This is a genomic window from Embleya sp. NPDC025285 (genome assembly GCF_055558835.1).
In genome coordinates this window covers 106,249-124,354 of record NZ_JBVHLU010000025.1, presented here as the reverse complement: position 1 = coordinate 124,354, position 18,106 = coordinate 106,249, and the positions used below count along the sequence as shown (strand labels likewise).

The 18,106-nt window shown below is 71.7% G+C and carries 18 protein-coding genes and 2 riboswitches; of the genes, 12 read left to right on the top strand and 6 right to left on the bottom strand.

From position 1 onward, the window contains the following. The first annotated feature begins 205 nt into the window (after positions 1 to 205). From ACZ4FV_RS19260 to gcvP, 12 genes are all read left to right on the top strand, one after another. The gene (locus ACZ4FV_RS19260) at positions 206 to 1,201 is read left to right on the top strand and encodes a DUF881 domain-containing protein (protein ID WP_395872202.1); all 996 of its coding nucleotides are present in this window, start codon (positions 206 to 208) and stop codon (positions 1,199 to 1,201) included. Then, on the top strand, positions 1,198 to 1,530 hold the full coding sequence (locus tag ACZ4FV_RS19255) for a small basic family protein (RefSeq protein WP_020548716.1): 333 nt from the start codon (positions 1,198 to 1,200) through the stop codon (positions 1,528 to 1,530). Before ACZ4FV_RS19260 ends, ACZ4FV_RS19255 begins: the two co-directional genes overlap by 4 nt. A gap of 411 nt (positions 1,531 to 1,941) precedes the next feature. Then, positions 1,942 to 2,859, top strand: a complete 918-nt coding sequence (locus ACZ4FV_RS19250; protein ID WP_395872308.1) for a DUF881 domain-containing protein — start codon at positions 1,942 to 1,944, stop codon at positions 2,857 to 2,859. A 73-nt stretch (positions 2,860 to 2,932) separates the two neighbouring features. Further along, positions 2,933 to 3,319, top strand: coding sequence for a glycine cleavage system protein GcvH (gene gcvH / locus ACZ4FV_RS19245; protein ID WP_026217856.1), 387 nt, complete (start codon positions 2,933 to 2,935; stop codon positions 3,317 to 3,319). A 373-nt stretch (positions 3,320 to 3,692) separates the two neighbouring features. Then, complete coding sequence (locus tag ACZ4FV_RS19240) at positions 3,693 to 4,211, top strand: FHA domain-containing protein (protein ID WP_395872204.1); 519 nt, start codon at positions 3,693 to 3,695, stop codon at positions 4,209 to 4,211. A 26-nt stretch (positions 4,212 to 4,237) separates the two neighbouring features. Continuing rightward, on the top strand, positions 4,238 to 4,963 hold the full coding sequence (gene ftsR, locus ACZ4FV_RS19235) for a transcriptional regulator FtsR (protein WP_395872206.1): 726 nt from the start codon (positions 4,238 to 4,240) through the stop codon (positions 4,961 to 4,963). 145 nt (positions 4,964 to 5,108) lie between these two features. Then, positions 5,109 to 5,582 carry a bifunctional nuclease family protein gene (locus ACZ4FV_RS19230; protein WP_020548711.1) on the top strand — a complete coding sequence of 158 codons (474 nt, stop codon included), beginning with the start codon at positions 5,109 to 5,111 and terminating at the stop codon, positions 5,580 to 5,582. A 404-nt stretch (positions 5,583 to 5,986) separates the two neighbouring features. Continuing rightward, positions 5,987 to 6,601, top strand: a complete 615-nt coding sequence (locus ACZ4FV_RS19225; RefSeq protein WP_395872208.1) for a MerR family transcriptional regulator — start codon at positions 5,987 to 5,989, stop codon at positions 6,599 to 6,601. A 47-nt stretch (positions 6,602 to 6,648) separates the two neighbouring features. Further along, positions 6,649 to 7,335 (top strand): SanA/YdcF family protein, encoded by a 687-nt coding sequence (locus tag ACZ4FV_RS19220; RefSeq protein ID WP_465322952.1) that lies wholly within the window; start codon positions 6,649 to 6,651, stop codon positions 7,333 to 7,335. 40 nt (positions 7,336 to 7,375) lie between these two features. After that, a complete protein-coding gene (locus tag ACZ4FV_RS19215; RefSeq protein WP_465322951.1) occupies positions 7,376 to 8,734 on the top strand; it encodes a DNA polymerase IV in 1,359 nt (452 codons plus the stop codon). Between the two features lie 55 nt (positions 8,735 to 8,789). Continuing rightward, positions 8,790 to 9,482 carry a DUF4230 domain-containing protein gene (locus ACZ4FV_RS19210; RefSeq protein ID WP_395872214.1) on the top strand — a complete coding sequence of 231 codons (693 nt, stop codon included), beginning with the start codon at positions 8,790 to 8,792 and terminating at the stop codon, positions 9,480 to 9,482. Positions 9,483 to 9,530: 48 nt separating this feature from the next. Beyond that, a riboswitch (glycine riboswitch) is annotated at positions 9,531 to 9,627 on the top strand. Between the two features lie 2 nt (positions 9,628 to 9,629). Then, a riboswitch (glycine riboswitch) is annotated at positions 9,630 to 9,767 on the top strand. Positions 9,768 to 9,828: 61 nt separating this feature from the next. After that, on the top strand, positions 9,829 to 12,747 hold the full coding sequence (gene gcvP / locus ACZ4FV_RS19205; protein WP_395872216.1) for an aminomethyl-transferring glycine dehydrogenase: 2,919 nt from the start codon (positions 9,829 to 9,831) through the stop codon (positions 12,745 to 12,747). A 40-nt stretch (positions 12,748 to 12,787) separates the two neighbouring features. On the opposite strand, the gene ACZ4FV_RS19200 is transcribed toward gcvP, so the two are convergent. The 6 genes from ACZ4FV_RS19200 to ACZ4FV_RS19175 all read right to left on the bottom strand — a co-directional run bounded on the left by ACZ4FV_RS19200 (position 12,788) and on the right by ACZ4FV_RS19175 (position 18,033). After that, positions 12,788 to 13,378, bottom strand: a complete 591-nt coding sequence (locus ACZ4FV_RS19200; RefSeq protein WP_395872218.1) for a TetR/AcrR family transcriptional regulator — start codon at positions 13,376 to 13,378, stop codon at positions 12,788 to 12,790. Between the two features lie 152 nt (positions 13,379 to 13,530). Further along, complete coding sequence (locus ACZ4FV_RS19195; protein WP_026217855.1) at positions 13,531 to 13,731, bottom strand: DUF5999 family protein; 201 nt, start codon at positions 13,729 to 13,731, stop codon at positions 13,531 to 13,533. 156 nt (positions 13,732 to 13,887) lie between these two features. Next, positions 13,888 to 14,457: a hypothetical protein gene (locus ACZ4FV_RS19190; protein WP_395872220.1), complete on the bottom strand. Its 570-nt coding sequence runs from the start codon at positions 14,455 to 14,457 to the stop codon at positions 13,888 to 13,890. A 275-nt stretch (positions 14,458 to 14,732) separates the two neighbouring features. Further along, complete coding sequence (locus ACZ4FV_RS19185) at positions 14,733 to 15,719, bottom strand: hemolysin family protein (RefSeq protein ID WP_395872222.1); 987 nt, start codon at positions 15,717 to 15,719, stop codon at positions 14,733 to 14,735. Further along, positions 15,719 to 16,951: a hemolysin family protein gene (locus tag ACZ4FV_RS19180; RefSeq protein WP_395872224.1), complete on the bottom strand. Its 1,233-nt coding sequence runs from the start codon at positions 16,949 to 16,951 to the stop codon at positions 15,719 to 15,721. Before ACZ4FV_RS19180 ends, ACZ4FV_RS19185 begins: the two co-directional genes overlap by 1 nt. 263 nt (positions 16,952 to 17,214) lie before the next feature. Then, complete coding sequence (locus ACZ4FV_RS19175; protein WP_395872226.1) at positions 17,215 to 18,033, bottom strand: polysaccharide deacetylase family protein; 819 nt, start codon at positions 18,031 to 18,033, stop codon at positions 17,215 to 17,217. Between the last annotated feature and the right edge of the window lie 73 nt (positions 18,034 to 18,106).

Sequence of the window (18,106 nt, the reverse complement as noted above, 5' to 3'; positions counted from 1 at the left end):
GAATGGGGGGGGGGGTTCGCGCCTTTTCTCCTCCCCTTTTTTCCTCTTTCTCCCCCCCCCCCCCCCCCCCCCCCCCCCCCCCCCCCCCCCCCCCGGACCCGGTATCGGACCCTGCATCGAGCACTCCGTCGGGCATGGAACGATGGGGCGCATGTCATCGCGGGAGACACCAGGCACGAGCCGGTACAGGCGGCCGGATGCCTCGATGTCCCTGCTCGTGGACATGATGACGAACAGCCTGGACGCGGGCTACGCGGAGGCCACCGCCCGCCGCGCGGTGCGCGGCGACACCGGGATGAACAAGGGCCCGCTGGCCCGGGTGCTGGCCGTGGTCGGGGTCGCGCTGATCGCGATGATCCTGATGGTGGCCGCGATGAAGGTGCACGCGGCCGCCCCACAGGCCGAGCGCGAGCGGCATCAACTGGTGGATCGCATCCACACCGACGAGGCCGAGGTGGACGCGCTCACCGCCACCGTCGAGCGATTGCGCGCCGAGGTGGACGCGATCCAGGAGGTCTCGCTGCCCAAGGGCGCCAAGGATCGGGTCGAACTGCTCGCGCTGCTCACCGGATCCGACCCGGTCGAGGGGCCGGGCCTGAAGGTGATCGCGGACGACGCCAAGGGCTCGGACAACACCGACGGCTCGACCGACCCGCGCCAGGCCGAGGCGGCGGCGAACGGCCGGATCCTGGACCGCGACCTCCAGCGGCTGGTCAACGGCCTGTGGAAGGCCGGTGCCGAGGCCATCTCGATCAACAACCAGCGGCTGACCGCGCTGTCCGCGATCCGCGCCGCCGGTGCCTCGATCCTGGTCGACAACCGGCCGCTCGCGCCGCCGTATACGATCCTGGCGATCGGTGACGCCAAGCCGATGCAGGTCGAGTTCATGGTCGGCGCGGACGGGCGATATCTGCGCCAGCTTCAGGAGAACTACGGGATCCGGGTCAACCTGAGCGCACAGAAGAAGCTCAAGCTGCCCGCCGCGCTGGGCACCTCGTTGCGCTACGCGGACGTACCCGGCGGCCCGCCGCCCGCGAGCACACCGCCGAGTACACCCGCGAGCCCGCCGGCGAAGCAGACCCCGGGCACACCGCCCGCGACGGCCGCGGGCCGGAGCACGGCCCCGCCGAGCGGTTCGGCCCCGCCGACCGGCTCGTCGACACCGCCGCAGAAGCAGACCGAACGAAAGGGTAAACAGTGATCGCGGTCCTCGGCCTGGTCCTCGGGGTCGTGGTCGGGTATCTCGCCCGACCCGTGATCCCGCACGAGCTGGAGCCGTACCTGCCCATCGCGGTGGTGGCCGCGCTGGACGCGGTCTTCGGCGGTCTGCGCGCACTGCTCGACGGCATCTTCGACGACAAGGTCTTCGTGGTCTCGTTCCTGTCGAACGTGGTCGTCGCCGCGCTGATCGTCTTCCTCGGCGACAAGCTGGGTGTCGGAGCGCAGTTGTCCACCGGCGTGGTGGTCGTGCTCGGCATCCGGATCTTCTCCAACGCGGCGGCCATCCGCCGGCACGTCTTCCGGGCCTGACGGGGAGTCACACACATGGCCGACGAAACGGACGAGACGCGCGGGCGGCACGCCCGCCACGACGAGGATCCCCGCGACCTGGGCATCCCACGCACGGCCGCGGAGCCCGCGCCCGAGGCCGTTCCCGGACCCGAGCCGGAACCCGAGGTCGAGCCGGAGGCGCCGGCCGCCCGCAAGCCCACGGTCGAGACCCGGCGCCCGGTCGACCTCTATCACGAGGGCCGGCACATCCGGGAGCGGATCCGCGAGCAGGCCGCCGAGGTGACCTCGGAGATCCCGCCGATCACCGCGCCGATCCGCGAATCGGCCCGGGAGACGCGGGAAACACCCCAGGTGCCCCAAACGCATCGGGCGGCGCAGGCGCCGCAGACGCCCCGGGCGTCCGCGGAGCCCCGGGCCGCGCGGGCGTCCGTGCCGCCCCTGGTGCCCGCGGCGCCCCCGCCCGAACAGGCCCGGGAGCGCGAGGTGTCCGGGCCGCGCGACCCCCTCGCGCAACCGCACGCGGGGGCGCACGCGGTGGCGCGCGACACGCCCGGGCCGGAAACGGATTCGAACGCGGTTTCCGAGCCGCACCCGCACGAGCGGGTCGACGATCAGCCGGGCCGTCGCAGGCTGCTCGAGGCGTTCTGGCCGCCGCGCGTGAGCCGGGCCCAACTCGTGGGCGCGGTACTGCTGTTCGCGCTCGGCGCGGGGCTGGCCATCCAGGTTCGCTCGAATACCGCGTCCGATCCGCTGCGTGGTGCGCGACAGGAGGACCTGGTCCGCGTGCTGGACGAACTCGGCGAGCGCACCCGGCGGTTGGAGGACGAGAAGCATCGTCTGGAGAACAGCCGCACGCAGCTCCAGAACAGCAACGACCGGGTCCAGGAGGCGCGTGAGCAGAACGCGGCCAAGGCGGACGCCTTGGGCGTCCTCGCGGGCACCGTCAAGGCCAGCGGGCCCGGCATCACCCTGACCATCACCGATCCGCAGCGCACGGTCAGCGGTGACGTGCTGCTGGACACGCTCCAGGAACTGCGCGCGGCGGGCGCCGAGGTGATCCAGATCAACGACGTGCGCGTGGTGGCCGGCACCTGGTTCAACGGCACGCCGCCCGGCGACATCGTGATCGACGGCACCAAAGTGCTGCCGCCGTACGTGTTCAAGGTGATCGGCAATCCGCAGGATCTCCAGCCCGCGTTGAACATCCCCGGGGGTGTCGTCAAGACCCTGGAGAAGAAGCAGGCGGGGGCCATTGTCACCCCCTCGCAGGAGGTGCTGATCGACGCCTTGCGGCCTGCGAACAAGCCTGGTTACGCTCGCTCGGCACCGGGCGCCGGTAACGGGTGAGCACACCTGACAGAATCAGTCCGCCGGTCGCCGTCGGTGCACACTCATCAGGCAAGAAGGGCAGGCTGTCCGCATGTATCCCGCAGATCTCGCGTACACGACGGAGCACGAATGGGTGCGCGTCATGGAAGAGATCTCCGGGACGGTGCGGATCGGCATCACCGAATTCGCGCAGGACGCGCTCGGTGACATCGTCTACGTCACGCTGCCGCCGGTCGGCACCCGCGTCGTGGCCGGACAGCCCTGCGGCGAACTGGAATCGACCAAGAGTGTCAGCGACCTCTTCGCGCCGCTCGACGGCGTCGTGACCACCGTCAACGACGTGCTCGACGGTGCACCGGAGTTGGTCAACTCCGATCCCTACGGCGACGGTTGGATGTTCGAGGTACGCCTCGACGATCCCGCCGCACCGGCCGCGCTCTTGGACGCGGCCGCCTATCAGAACAGCCTTGGCTCCTGACGGCCCGGCGAAGCGGTAGGCAGTCCATCACCACGACCCACTCCTCCTGCCCCACGGGCGGGCCAGGTTCTCTCGGGGAGGTTCGCCCGTGAAGTTGTTCGCGAAATTGTTCGGTCGTTCCCGTCGCTCCGGCGACGCGCCGGCTGCCGATGCGGGGAGGTCCGGCAACCCGCCGGCCGCCCCGCCGACGATGCCCCCGGGCACCCCGTACGGGGCGTCCGCCGGCTCACCCCCCGCACCCGCTCCGCACCTGGGCGAGTCCGACGCGACCGCCGGGCATGTCGCTGTTGACCAGGAACACACGGCGCGCATAAGTTTCGGGCAACTCTCGACCGAAGGTCGAGGTGCGACCGGCACGGGTCAGGAGGCCGACGTGGTGGTGTGCGGCGCCTGCGGGCATCACAATCCGCCCGGCGGCCGGTTCTGCTCCAACTGCGGCGCTCGGCTGGGCGCGGGCGCCGAGCGCGCGTCCGAGCAGACCTCGACCATCTCGATCAGCGGCATCGAGGCGCTGGACGCGGAACCCGCGCCCCGCGAGATCCTCACCCCCGAGGCGCAGGCCGCGGTGGACGCGCTGCCGCCGGGAACCGCGCTGCTCGTGGTGCGCCGGGGCCCCAACTCCGGCAGTCGCTTCCTGCTCGACTCGGACCGCACCACGGCCGGTCGGCATCCGCAGAGCGACATCTTCCTCGACGACGTCACGGTGTCGCGCAAGCACGCCGAGTTCCGCCGCACCCCCGGCGGCTTCGCGGTCGCCGACGTGGGCAGCCTGAACGGCACCTACGTGGGCCGCGAGCGGATCGACGAGGTTCCGTTGGCGCCGGGCGACGAGGTACAGATCGGCAAGTACCGACTGGTCTTCTTCCCCAGCCGCCAAGGGCAGATCGGGTGAGTCCGGCGGCGGCCGGATCGGTCTCCTTGAGCATCGGCGGGGTGTTGACCCTGCTGCGTCCCGAGTTCCCGGACATCAGCATCTCCAAGATCCGGTTCCTCGAGGCGGAAGGGCTCATCGAGCCGCAGCGGAGCCCGTCGGGCTATCGCAAGTTCGGCCCCGCCGACATCGAACGACTGCGCTACGTGCTGCGGGTGCAGCGCGACCGTTACCTGCCGCTCCGGGTGATCAAGGATCAACTGGACGCGATGGATCGCGGGCTCGAACCGGCCGGCCCGACCCCGGCCGAATCCGCACGAGCGCAGGACGCCGAAGGCGATCCGGACTCGGCCGGTCGGGAGGGCACCACGGTGCTGCTCGACCGGCCGGGCCTGATCGCCGCGGCCGGCATCCAGGACACGGACCTGGCCCGGCTGGAGGAATTCGGCCTGATCCAGCCGCGCCGTCCACGACCCGGCGCCGGCGGCGACGGCGAGCAGGCGGTGGTCTACGACGGCGACGCGCTGGTGGTGGCCCGGCTGGTGGCCGCGCTGGGCCGCTATGGCGTGGAGCCGCGCCACCTGCGGCAGACCAAGGCCGCCGCGGACCGTGAGGCCGCCCTGGTGGAACAGATCGTCGCGCCGCTCCTGCACCGCCGGGGCGCCCGCGCGAAGGCGGGCGCCGAGGAGACCGTACGCGACCTGCTCGCGCTCACCTCGCGCCTGCACACCGTCCTGGTCACCACCGCGCTCGCGCCCCGCCTGGGCCGCTGACCCACGCCGCCCGCGACGGGCGCCGATCGGGCCGCGAGGCGGACCGTGACGTGAACACCGGATCACGAAGAAAAAACGACGAATCCCCGACCTATTCGGCCCCCGGGGATCGGTGACCGACAGCCGAGCGCGCTAGTGTGGCGATGTGAACGAGCTAGAGGTTGTGGGCGTCCGGGTGGAGATGCCCTCTAACCAGCCGATCGTGCTCCTACGGGAGACGGGGGGCGATCGTTATCTCCCCATCTGGATCGGCCCGGTAGAGGCGACGGCCATCGCGTTCGCCCAACAGGGCGTGGTACCCGCGCGTCCTCTGACGCACGATCTCTTCCGGGACGTGCTGGAGGCGTTGGGGCAGGAATTGACCCAGATCCGGATCACCGACCTGCGCGAGGGCGTGTTCTACGCCGAGCTGGTCTTCTCCGGCGGCGTGGAGGTCAGCGCGCGCCCGTCGGACGCGATCGCGCTCGCGCTGCGAACCGGGACGTCGATCGTCGGCAGCGACGCGGTCCTGGACGAGGCGGGCATCGTGATCCCCAACGAGCAGGAGGACGAGATCGAGAAGTTCAGGGAGTTCCTGAACGACATCTCGCCCGAGGACTTCGGCACCACGAGCCAATAGTCGGCCCGCCGCGGCCGGGTGCACGTCCGGAACCGCCGACCGTCCCGCCCGCCGCTCCCGGCGAGGCGGTAGCGGGCGGCGGTTTTTTCGCGTCCGGGACCGGTCGGCTCCGCCCCGGGTGCGCCGGCGCGCCGTCGATCACGCCCGATCCGGCTCGATCCGCTTCGATCAGAGGCAAAGCGGCCAGACCTACCCCTGGGCAACCGGTTCAAACCACTCGTGCGAGCAGCGTCACTCGGCGTGCCGAACGGCCCGGTCGTTGACGCGCTGTTGGTGACTGCCTACCGTCGAAATCGACAGTTCCGGGATGACCCCTGCGCGTTGCACCTCGCCGCCTGCGGCCCGGGACTGAAAGAGACTCTCCGCGCCGTACTCGGGCGTGGGGAGACGAAAGGGAGGTCGGCGTGAGCAGCACCGGCGACATCACGGCGGCGGAACGCGCCCGCACGGCACGTCCTCTGCCGGCGACCGACCCCGGTGCGGGCCCCCGGCGGCAGGACGTCACGCCGCCCGGCACCCCGTCGGAGGACGTCGGTTACCGGGGCCCGACGGCGTGCGCGGCGGCCGGCATCACCTATCGCCAACTCGACTACTGGGCCCGCACCGGCCTGGTCGAGCCCACGGTCCGCCCGGCCCACGGCTCGGGCACGCAGCGGTTGTACGGCTTCCGCGACATCCTGGTGCTGAAGATCGTCAAGCGGCTCCTGGACACCGGTGTCTCGCTGCAGAACATCCGGATCGCGGTGGCCCACCTGCGCGGACGCGGAATCGGCGACCTGGCCGGGATGACCCTGATGAGCGACGGTGCCAGCGTGTACGAGTGCACGTCGTACGACGAGGTGATCGACCTGGTCCAGGGTGGTCAGGGGGTCTTCGGGATCGCCGTGGGGGCGGTGTGGCGCGAGGTGGAGGGCTCGCTCGCGCAGCTCCAGGGCGAGCACACCGGCACGGGAGAACCGATCACGCAGGTTCATCCGGGTGACGAACTGGCACGCAGACGCAGGGACAAAGCGGTCTGAGCCGCCCGGGGGAGGGTGGGAACCGGTTCGCCGGGCAGGACGTCCCCATGGACGTGATCCTTCGTCGGCCGACCCTGCCGCGCTCGCGGCGGGCCCAACGGCGCGGCTATCAGGCCGCCGTCCTGCTCGCCGTCGCCGGGCTGACCCCGATCACGGGGCTGCATCTGTACGCCGGGAACCGGGTCCGCACGGTGGCCGACGTGCCGCACGAGGACGTCACGATGGTGCTCGGCGCGGGCGTGCACGGGGACCGGCCGTCCGATCTGCTGGCCCGCCGGCTCGACGTCGCGCTCGCGTTGTACCGGGCCGGCAAGACCCGGGTGATCCTGGTCAGCGGTGACGGCGGGGACAACCGCTACGACGAGACCAGGGTGATGCGGCGCTACCTCGCGGACCGGGGAATCCCGCAGCACCGGATCGTGACCGACGAATCGGGATTCTCCACCTGGGAGTCCTGCATCCGCGCCAAACGCGTCTACGGGATCGACCGGGTCATCGTGGTCACCCAGAGCTTCCATCTGCGCCGTGCGCTCGGCCTGTGCCGGGCCGCCGGGATATCCGCGTACGGCGTCCCGGACGAGTCCTTCGCGTGGGGCCACATCGGGCCCACCGTGTACGGAACCGGTCGCGAGACGCTCGCCGCGATCAAGGCGGCCGGGCAGATCGTGCTGAAGCCGGATCCGCGGGTGAAAGGCCCGGAAAGCGACGAGATCCGACGCGCCCTGAGCGGTTGAACGCGCGTTCTGTCGGACCCGTGCGTCATCATTGCCCGGTGTGAGACATGCCCCCGGCATCCTCCACCTCGACATGGACGCGTTCTACGCGTCGGTGGAGCAGGTCGCGAAGCCCAGCCTGGCCGGCAAGGCGGTCATCGTCGGCGGCATCGGCGCGCGCGGCGTGGTGGCCACCGCCTCCTACGAGGCCCGGGTGTTCGGCGTGCGCTCGGCGATGTCGATCGGCGAGGCCCGCCGGCGCTGCCCCAACGCCGCCTTCCTCAGCCCGCGCTTCGCGCTGTATCGCCAGGTCAGCGACACCGTGATGGAACTGCTGCACCGGCTGTCGCCGCTGGTGGAGCCGCTCAGCCTGGACGAGGCGTTCGTCGACCTGGAGGCGGGCCCGCACGGCGGCACGCTGGACACCGAGCGGGTCACCGAGATCGCGGTACGCCTGCGCGCGGACATACACGCGGCCACCGGGCTCACCTGCTCGGTCGGCGCGGCCACCTCCAAGCTGCTGGCCAAGATCGCCTCCGAGGCGGACAAGCCCGACGGGTTGTGCGTGGTCGTGCCCGGAACCGAGCGGGCGATGCTCGACCCGCTGCCGGTGCGCGCGCTGCCCGGGGTCGGCCCGGCCACCGGCGACGTGCTGCGCCGGGCCGGCCTGGACACCGTGGCCGACCTGGCCGCGGTCGACGAGAGCGAACTGGTCCGGCTGCTCGGCCAGGCGCACGGACACGGCCTGCACGTACTGGCCGCCGGGCTGGACGCGCGCCCGGTGGTCGCCGACCGGGACGCGAAATCGGTGTCCGTGGAGGACACCTTCCCCACCGACCTGGTCGACCGCGAGCGCATCACCCGGGAGCTGGACCGGCTCTCGATCCGGTGCGTGGAGCGGCTGCGCGCCGCCGGGCGCTCCGGGCGCACGATAGTGCTCAAGCTGCGCCGCTACGACTTCAGCACGCTGACCCGCTCGGAGACGCTGCGCGGGCCCACCGACGACCCGGGGGTGGTGCGCGAGACGATCCGCCGGTTGGCCGCGCAGGTGGACGTCACGGGCGGCGTGCGGCTGCTGGGGGTGGGTGTCGGCGGGCTGGCCGACTTCGCCCAGCAGGACCTGTTCGGCGCGGCCGAGCCGGAGCCCGCCGAGCCGGACGAGCAGGACGAGGATGGCGCGGAGGGAGACCGGGAGGTGCCGGTACCGGCCGCCCCGGAGCGGGTCTCGTGGTCGCCCGGTCAGGACGTGGTGCACGAGGAGTTCGGGCCCGGCTGGGTGCAGGGCAGCGGCGTCGGGCGGGTCACCGTGCGGTTCGAGGTGCCGGGTGGAAAACCGGGCCGGGTGCGCACGTTCGCGATCACCGATCCCGCGCTGCAACCGGGGGAACCGATTCCGCTGCCCGCCGCCGACGGGGGATAGCCGGGGCGATCCGGGGCAGGCGCCGGGCAGACGACTCCTCGGGGGTGTCCTCACAATGACTGATGTCAAAGAGCGGCCGGCGCGAGGGCAGGGTGCCTTCCGATCGGTTCGCCGCAGGCTCGGCCTGCCGGCCTTCCTGGTCACACTCCTGGTCGGCTTCATCGTGCTGGCCCTGGTGCTGGTCGGCTTGGTCAACCTGCTGCCCGGCAAGTTCAATCCGTTCGGCGAGACCACCAAGGACCACAGCGGACCGGTGATGCTCAAGGCCGTGCAGGATCTCAGCCGCTACGAGGCGGTCAGCGGCACCTTCCAGGTCGTGGTCGACCTGGAGAAGGACGCGAAGTTCCTGCCGGACGCGGTCCGAGGCCAACGCACGCTGTTCGTCGGCGTCGGCCAGGTGGGTGGTTTCGTGGAGTTCGGCGGGATCGGCCAGGACGCGATCCAGACCTCTCCGGACAACAAGAGCGTGACCATCAAACTCCCGCACGCGCGGCTCGCGCCCGCCGCGCTCGACCAGAAGAACAGCCACGTGATCGCCCAGGACAAGGGCCTGTTCGACCGCTTCGGCGACTTCTTCTCCAGTAATCCCGGCGATCAGCAGCAGCTCTACGTGCTGGCCACCAAGAAGATCGACGACGCGGCGAAGACCGCCGGACTGGTGGAGCGCGCGGAACGGAACACCACCGGTATGCTCCAGGGCATGATGCGCTCCCTGGGCTACACCACGACCACTGTGACGTACGCCTAGTGCGAAGCCCCTGGTGGGTGTCACGCTGATACCGTTGAAGCCGCCCATTACGTTCGCGCGGGAGAGTCCTCGTGTCGTGCACACGAGGCGCCGAAGGAGCAACTCCTCCCCGGAATCTCTCAGGCACCCGTACCGCGTGGTCGTGGGCACTCTGGAAAGCAGGATCCGCGGATGGCTCGCCGAGCCGGGTCGGATCCTCGCCGACGGTGCAAACCGCGCCCGCGGGAACCGGTCCAACCGGTCCTCCCGGGCGCGGTGAAGCTCTCAGGTACAGATGACAGAGGGGGAGGCCGGTGGACGCGCGACCCGCGTGTCCGTCCAGGAGCGATCCAGGAGGCCTTTCGCGATGACCCCGCGCACCCCTGCCCCGCGTGCTCACGCCGTACTCCCCTCCGGCCCCGGCTCGTTGACCGGCTTGGAGGCCGCGTCGCCGTTCACCGGCCGGCACATCGGTCCGGACACCGACGAGCAGGCGAAGATGCTCGCCGCGATCGGCTACGGATCCCTGGACGAGCTGACCGACGCGGCGGTGCCCGCCGCGATCCGCGCGCTGGAGGGCTTCGAGCTGCCCGCCGCGCGCAGCGAGGCCGAGGTGCTCGCCGAGCTGCGCGAGCTGGCCTCCCGCAACAGCGTGCTGACCTCGATGATCGGGCTCGGCTACCACGGCACCTTCACTCCGCCGGTGATCACCCGCAACGTGCTGGAGAACCCGGCCTGGTACACCGCCTACACGCCCTACCAGCCGGAGATCTCGCAGGGCCGGCTGGAGGCGCTGCTCAACTTCCAGACCGTGGTCACCGACCTGACCGGCCTGGACGTGGCGGGTGCCTCGCTGCTGGACGAGGCCACCGCCGCCGCCGAGGCGATGACCCTGGCCCGCCGGGCCGGGCGGGCCAAGAGCGACGTGTTCGTGGTGGACGCGGCCACGCTGCCGCAGACGATCGCGGTGGTGCGTACCCGCGCCGAAGCGCTGGGCATCGAGGTCGTGGTCGCCGACACCGCGCGGGGGCTGCCCGAGGGCGGCTGCTTCGGCGTGCTGCTGCAGTACCCCGGTGCCGACGGCCGGGTCCGCGACCTGACCCCGGTGATCGAGGCCGCGCACGCGCAGGGCGCGCTGGTGGCGGTCGCCGCCGACCTGCTCGCGCTCACCGTGCTGCGCGCGCCCGGCGCGATGGGCGCCGACATCGCGGTGGGCACCAGCCAGCGGTTCGGCGTGCCGATGGCCTTCGGCGGCCCGCACGCGGGCTACCTGGCGGTCCGCGAGAAGCTCACCCGCAGCATGCCGGGCCGGTTGGTCGGGGTGTCCGTGGACGCCGACGGCGCGCCCGCCTACCGACTCGCGCTGCAGACCCGCGAGCAGCACATCCGCCGGGAGAAGGCGACCAGCAACATCTGCACCGCGCAGGTCCTGCTGGCCGTGATGGCGGGCATGTACGCGGTCTACCACGGGCCGGACGGGCTCACCTCGATCGCGCGCCGCACGCACCGGTATGCGGCCGTGCTCGCGGCCGGACTGCGCGCGGGCGGCGTCGAGGTCGTACACGGCGACTTCTTCGACACGATCACCGCGCGGGTGCCGGGCCGGGCGGCGGACGTGCTCGCCGCGGCCCGCGCCGCCGGGATCAACCTGCGCCCGGTGGACGCCGACCACGTCGCGATCACCTGCGACGAGACCACGCTGCGGGCGCATGTCGAGGGGGTCTGGGGCGCGTTCGGGGTCACCGGTGACGTGGCCGCGCTGGACGCGGACACCGCCGACGCGCTGCCGACGGCGCTGCTGCGCGACACCGAGTTCCTGACCCACCCGGTCTTTCACACGCACCGCTCCGAGACCGACATGCTGCGCTACCTCAAGCGGCTCGCGGACAAGGACTACGCGCTGGACCGGGGGATGATCCCGCTCGGCTCGTGCACGATGAAGCTCAACGCCACGGTCGAGATGGAGCCGATCACCTGGCCCGAGTTCGCGAACCTGCACCCGTTCGCGCCGGTCGACCAGGTCGCGGGCTACCTGGAGCTGATCGACGGGCTCGCCGACTCGCTGGCCCGGATCACCGGCTACGCCAAGGTCTCGCTCCAGCCCAACGCCGGTTCGCAGGGCGAACTCGCGGGCCTGCTCGCGGTCCGCGCCTACCACCACGCCAACGGTGACACCGCCCGCGACGTGTGTCTGATCCCCTCCTCCGCGCACGGCACCAACGCGGCCAGCGCGGTGATGGCGGGCATGCGCGTCGTGGTGGTCAAGACCGGCGAGAACGGCGACGTGGACCTGGCCGACCTGCACGACAAGATCGAGCGGCACCGGGACACGCTCGCCGTGCTGATGGTGACCTACCCGTCCACGCACGGCGTGTTCGAGGAGGGCATCGAGCAGGTGTGCGCGGCGGTGCACGAGGCCGGCGGCCAGGTGTACGTGGACGGCGCGAACCTGAACGCGCTGGTCGGGCTGGCCCAGCCGGGCGGCGCGATCGGCGCGGACGTGTCGCACCTGAACCTGCACAAGACCTTCTGCATCCCGCACGGCGGCGGCGGTCCGGGCGTGGGGCCGGTCGCGGTGCGCGCGCACCTGGCGCCGTACCTGCCCAACCACCCGCTCCAGCCCACCGCGGGCCCGGAGACCGGCGTGGGGCCGATCTCCGCCGCCCCGTGGGGCTCGGCGGCGATCCTGCCGATCCCGTGGACCTACCTGCGCCTGATGGGCCCGGAGGGCCTCAAGGAGGCCACCCAGGTCGCGGTACTGGGCGCCAACTACATCGCCAAGCGGCTCGCACCGCACTTCCCGGTGCTCTACACCGGCCCGAACGGCCTGGTAGCGCACGAGTGCATCATCGACGTGCGGGGGATCACCAAGGCCACCGGCGTCAGCGTCGACGACGTGGCGAAGCGGCTGATCGACTACGGCTTCCACGCGCCGACGATGTCCTTCCCGGTGCCCGGCACGCTGATGATCGAGCCGACCGAGAGCGAGAACCTGCGGGAGATCGACCGGTTCTGCGACGCGATGATCGCGATCAAGGGCGAGATCGACCGGGTCGCGTCCGGTGCGCTGCCCGCCGACGACAACCCGCTCGGCAACGCGCCGCACACCGCCGCGCTGCTCGCGGGCGAGTGGACGCACGCCTACACCCGCGAGGAGGCGGTCTTCCCGGCCGGTGTGGTGCCGGCCGAGAAGTACTGGCCGCCGGTGCGCCGGATCGACGGCGCCCAGGGCGACCGCAACCTGGTCTGCTCGTGCCCGCCGATCGAGGCATACGGCAACAACTGACCTCGGCCGCGCGGCCCGTTCCCGATCGAACGCGTTTCGATCAGGGGCGGGCCGCGCCGTGCGTCAGCAGATGGGCAACCGACGCGGCGAAACCGGGCTTGGCGGCCAGGTCGCTGCCCAGCACGCCGAACATCAGCGCGCCGCTGAGCGACTCGAAGAGCAGATCGGCGTCCACGTCCGGGCGGGCCTGGCCGCGCGCGATCGCGTCCGCCACGAAGGCCCGGAAGATCGCCCGGACCGGGTCCATCCTGGCCACGAGCAGTTCCTTGAGCTCGGGCTGGTCGCGGTACTCGGCGAGCAGCCCCGGCACCGCGCCCGCCGTCTCCGGGCGGCGGAAGGACTCCAGCGCGGCCTCGGCGAAGCGCAGCACACCGGTCGCGAAGTCCTCGTGCGGCAGCGGCCGGAAGCTCATTTCCCGGGCCGGATAGACCGCCTCGTGCACCAAGTGCGCCTTCGACGGCCAGCGGCGGTACACGGTCGGCCGGGTGACCCCGGCCCGGCGCGCGACCGCGTCGATGCTGACCCGGTTGTACCCCTGCTCGGCGATCAGCTCGCGGGTCGCGGACAGGATCAGTTCGTCGGTACGCGGATCACGCGGGCGACCGGGCCGAGGGGTGCCGCCAGTGCCCATGGGGATGGAACTCCGAGTCGTCGCGCCAACATCGTTTCGCTGCGTGCTGCCGCTCGGACTGTACCGGGACGGCGGCCCGACCGACCCCGGGCAGGCGAGAGCCGGAGGTCGCTCCGAGGTGACCTCCGGCTCGTCAGGGCCGTGCGAACGGATCAGGCCGCCGAAACCAACCCCACAGGGGGTCGGTGCGGGGCGATGGTGCGTCCGTCCGGCAGCAGTTCGCCCGTGTCCTCGAACAGGACGACGCCGTTGCAGAGCAGGCTCCATCCCTGTTCGAAATGGGCGGCCACAACGGCGGCGGCCTCACGATCGGGACTGTCCGCCGGCGGGCAATGCGGTCGGTGCTGGCACATCCTCGTACCTTCTCGGTGTCTCTGCGCGGAGCGCGTCGGGCAGCCTTGCCCGGCAGCTCACAGTCTCCGCCTCGAAAGCGCCTCGCGCAGGACTTCTCGCCGTTCTCACCCGACTGCGTCCAAGATGTGACCACACGTGTGAACTCCGGGGTGTGATCAGCTGTCCGGAGCCCCCACGGCGGCCGGCCGGCGGGTGCGCGCGGCCAACACCTCGGCCAGTTCGGCCGCGGTGTATCCGCGCAGCGCCTGCACGCCGCACGGCGCCGGCGCGAGCGGGATGAGCAGGTCGACCCCGCCCGCCTCGTCCGCCAACCACAGCGCCACCATGTACATCCCCGGCACGTTCAGCAGCCGTGCCTCGTCCCGGCGGAGCAGGGTCTGCGGGAGCGCGCGGGCCGCCGCGGCGGCCGGTGCGGTGGCGACCGTGAACGGGCCCTCGACGAATCGGCCCACGCCGTGGCCGGACGGACCGGGGCGGACCTCGATGCCGCCGACGACCACGTCGCCGGACCACATGAGCCAGCGCCAGCCCACGGGGCGGGCGCTGCGCACGCCACGGTCGGCGACCAGGTCGAGCAGGTCGATCTCGAAGACGCGGTGCGGGAATCCGGCCGTGAGCGCGGCGTGATCGGCGCGGCAGTCGGCGGGAAGCGAAGCGCGGGATTCGAGCACGGCTCGGGCCGCTCGTCGGGCCGACTCGGGAGCCTCGGGCACACGCAGGACCATGAGACCGCCTCATTTCGATGCAGAGTCCAAAAACCCGGATAATCCGGGGAGGGGAAAGCGGCGCTGTGCTGTGGGGAACCGGGTATCCGACCGGGGGACGACCCGGCGGCGTACAGAGGGACCCGGCAGGGCCGGTCAGCGCATTGTACCGAAACGGCTCCGAAAAGTAACGGTGTAATGCGAACTGACACCCGTTTGAAGACCTTTTGGACAGTCTCGATCAGGGGAGCGGTCTTCGATCAAGGGGGCGGTATCGAGCCGGGGAACGGTCTCGGTCAGGGGAACAGCGAGGACATCACGTCGTCGAGGGTGACCAGCCCGAGTGGGACCGCGTCCGGTTCGCCGACCAGTGCCAGGTGGGTGCGCGAGCCTCGCATCCGAGCCAACAGGGCGGTCAGCGCGGTGTCCGGGCCGACGGTCACGAGCGGGTAGACCGGTACCGAACCGTCCGGTTCGGGCGTCAGCACGTCGAGCACGTGCACGTAGCCCACCGGCCGGTCGGCCGCGTCCAGGACCGGGAAGCGGGACAGGCCGGTGCGTACCGCGACCTCCTCCAGGGCCGCCGCCGGCACCGGTCGGGGCAGGGCCACCACGTCGGTCCACGGCCGCATGACCGACGCGGCGGCACTGGAGTGCAGGGCCAGCGCGCCGGCGAGCCGATCGTGCTCGCCCACGTCCAGCAGGTCGTGCTCGCGCGACTCGGCGAGCAGCGCCGGGAGTTCCTCGACGGTGTACACGCTGCGCACCTCGTCGACCGGCCGCACCCGGAAGGCGCGCAGGAACAGGTTGGCGACGTGGTTGAGCAGCCACAGGATCGGCGCGGTCAGCCGGGCGAACAGCAGCAGCGGCGGGGTCAGCCACAACGCGCACTCCTCCGGGCCGGCCAGCGCGATGTTCTTGGGCACCATCTCGCCGAGCACCATGTGGCAGAACACCACCACCGCCAGGGCAAGCACGAACGCGATCGGGTGCACCGCGCCCTCGGGCAGCCCGATCGCCTCGATCGGGACGGCGACCGCGTGTGCGAGCGCGGGTTCGGCGACCGCGCCCAGGCCCAGCGAGGCGACGGTGATGCCCAACTGGGCGGCGGCGAGCATGGTGGACAGCCGGCTCATCGCGGTGAGCACCATCGCGGCCCGGCGCGAGCCGGCCTCCGCCTGCGGGGCGATCCGGGTACGCCGGGCCGAGATCACCGAGAACTCCGCGCCGACGAAGAAGGCGTTGGCCGCGAGCAGGACCAGCGAGAGCAGCAGGTCGCCCATCAGGAGTCGGCCTCCATCCGCAGTTCGACCTCGTCGATGCGATGCCGGTCCATGGCGGTCACGGTGAGCCGCCGGCCGTCCACGTCCACGTGGTCGCCGATCCTGGGCAGTCGCCCCAGACGGGCCAGTACCAGTCCGGCCAGCGTGCTGTAGTCGCCGTCCGGCAGCCGCCAGCCGCTGGCCTCCTCGACCTCGTCCGCGCGCAGCAGGCCGGACAGTCGCAACACGCGGGAACTGGGCACCCGTTGCGGCGGTGCGTCCGGCTCGTCCGCCGGGTCGTGCTCGTCGGCGAGGTCGCCGACCAATTCCTCGGCGAGGTCCTCGGCGGTGAGTACGCCGGCCGTGCCGCCGTACTCGTCGACCACGATCGCCAACTGGGTCCGGCCCTCGCGCAGTCGTTCGACCGCGCGTTTGAGGTCCAGCGAGGTCGGGATCAGCACCGGTGCGCGGGCGATCCGGGTGAGCGGGGTGTGCGCGCGGTCGGCGGCCGGTACGCGCAACGCGTCGCGGAGCACCGCCACGCCGACGATCTCGTCCAGGTCCTGGCCGCGGACCGGGATGCGACTGTGGCCGCACTCGCGCGCGGTGTCCATCAGTTCGCTCACCGACGCGGTCGAGGGCAGGGTGACCAGCTCGGTGCGCGGGGTCATCGCCTCGGCGGCCTGCTTCTCGGCGAAGCGCAGCGCCCGGTGCAGCACCCGGGCGGTGCCGGCCGGCAGCACTCCGGCGCGGGCGGAATGCCGGACCAGTTGGGCCAGTTCGTCGGGCGAACGGGCCGAGCCCAATTCCTCCTGCGGCTCGATGCCGAGCTTGCGAACGAAGTAGTTGGCGGAACCGTTGAGGAAGACGATCAGCGGGCGGCACAGCCGGGAGAAGCCGACCTGGAACGGGCCGGCGACGCGTGCGACGCCCAGCGGGCGGGCGATGGCGGCGTTCTTGGGCACGAGTTCGCCGAGCACCATCTGCAGGCCGGAGGCCAGCACCAGGGCGGTGAACCTGGGCAGCCGGAACGCCGCCTCGGCGAGGTAGCCGGCGATCAGCGAGGTCACGGTGATGCCCAACTGGGCGCCGGACAACTGGAAGGACAACGTGCGTACCGCGTGCAGCACCCGGCGTGCGCCTCGGTCGCCGGCCTCGGCCCGGGCCGCCACGTCGCCGCGCTCGACGGTGACCAGGGAGAACTCGGCGGCGACGAACATGCCGTTGCCGGCGATCAGCAGCACGAGCAGCACGATGGCCAGGGTGGCGTCGATCGGGCGGCCTCCCCCGGGGGCGGTTGGTGCGGGCCTGGCACACATGCCCGGTGGGCGCGGGGGCTATTCACTCGGGTGTGGCGTGTGGGGGTTGCGCCGTCGGGCGGTGTCCTCGAACGCCGGACGGGCTGGAGTCGGCCGGGACGGGCCGGGATGGCCCGCGCGGGTCGGGATGGCCCGAACAGGCCGGGGCGGCCGGGCGGGCTGTCGGGTCGGCCCGTACGGGGCGAAGTGGGCCGGGGTCAGGGGGTGACGAAGGTGTAGCCGGCGGACTTCAGTTCGGGGATGAGGCGGTCGAGCATGGCGATGGTCTGGGTGCGTTCGCCGCCGCCGTCGTGGCAGAGGATCACTCCGTGCGGGCCGAGTTGGCTGTGCACGGTCTGGAGCATCTTGTCCACGCCCGGCTTCTGCCAGTCGTTGGTGTCCACGGTCCAGTGCAGCGAGCCCATGCCCAGCGACGCCGCGGTCTGGCGTACCTCGTCGGACCAGTTGCCGCCCGGCGCGCGGTACCAGCGCACGGGGGTGCCCGGGGACGCCTTGTGGATCCACTCCAGCGCCTCCTGCATCTGGGCGTGGATCTGCTCCGGCGTCTTCTTCTTCAGGTTGATGTCGTGCGTCATGGTGTGATTGCACAACGTGTGGCCGGCGGCGACCACCTTGCGGACCAGGTCCGGGTGATCCTTGGCCTGCTGGCCCACCATGCAGAAGGTGGCCTTGACCTCGTAGCGGGCGAGCAGCGAAAGGGCCTTGTCGGTCCACTCCGGCCACGGTCCGTCGTCCAGGGTCAGCGCGACCACCTTGCCCTCGCCCTTGACCCTGGACACCAGCGTGGGATCCACCGGGAGCGGCGGCGCGGCCGGCGGGGTGGCCGGCTGCTGCGCGTTGGGGTTTCCCGGCGGCGGCAGCGGGGCCTGTATCTCCTTGGGCGCGTCGGCGGCCCGGGGCGAGGCGGCGGCCTGCGACCATCGGCCGGCATTGCCGACATTCCAGATCAGCGCCCCGCAGACGAGTATCGAGATCACCGTGATCACGGCCTGGAAACGCAGTCCGTGTATGGGCATCGCCCGAACCGACCCTCGCACGACAACCCCCATAGATCTCGCCACGCCCGCCACGGCAAGAGGACACCCTAGG

Excerpts from the sequence above, each read along its gene's own strand:
- ACZ4FV_RS19260 (WP_395872202.1), top strand. The coding sequence starts at position 206 with ATGTCCCTGCTCGTGGACATGATGACGAACAGCCTGGACGCGGGCTAC.
- gcvH (WP_026217856.1), top strand. The coding sequence starts at position 2,933 with ATGTATCCCGCAGATCTCGCGTACACGACGGAGCACGAATGGGTGCGC.
- ACZ4FV_RS19220 (WP_465322952.1), top strand. The coding sequence starts at position 6,649 with ATGGACGTGATCCTTCGTCGGCCGACCCTGCCGCGCTCGCGGCGGGCC.
- ACZ4FV_RS19210 (WP_395872214.1), top strand. The coding sequence starts at position 8,790 with ATGACTGATGTCAAAGAGCGGCCGGCGCGAGGGCAGGGTGCCTTCCGA.
- gcvP (WP_395872216.1), top strand. The coding sequence starts at position 9,829 with ATGACCCCGCGCACCCCTGCCCCGCGTGCTCACGCCGTACTCCCCTCC.
- ACZ4FV_RS19200 (WP_395872218.1), bottom strand. The coding sequence starts at position 13,378 with ATGGGCACTGGCGGCACCCCTCGGCCCGGTCGCCCGCGTGATCCGCGT.
- ACZ4FV_RS19195 (WP_026217855.1), bottom strand. The coding sequence starts at position 13,731 with ATGTGCCAGCACCGACCGCATTGCCCGCCGGCGGACAGTCCCGATCGT.
- ACZ4FV_RS19190 (WP_395872220.1), bottom strand. The coding sequence starts at position 14,457 with ATGGTCCTGCGTGTGCCCGAGGCTCCCGAGTCGGCCCGACGAGCGGCC.
- ACZ4FV_RS19185 (WP_395872222.1), bottom strand. The coding sequence starts at position 15,719 with ATGGGCGACCTGCTGCTCTCGCTGGTCCTGCTCGCGGCCAACGCCTTC.
- ACZ4FV_RS19175 (WP_395872226.1), bottom strand. The coding sequence starts at position 18,033 with ATGCCCATACACGGACTGCGTTTCCAGGCCGTGATCACGGTGATCTCG.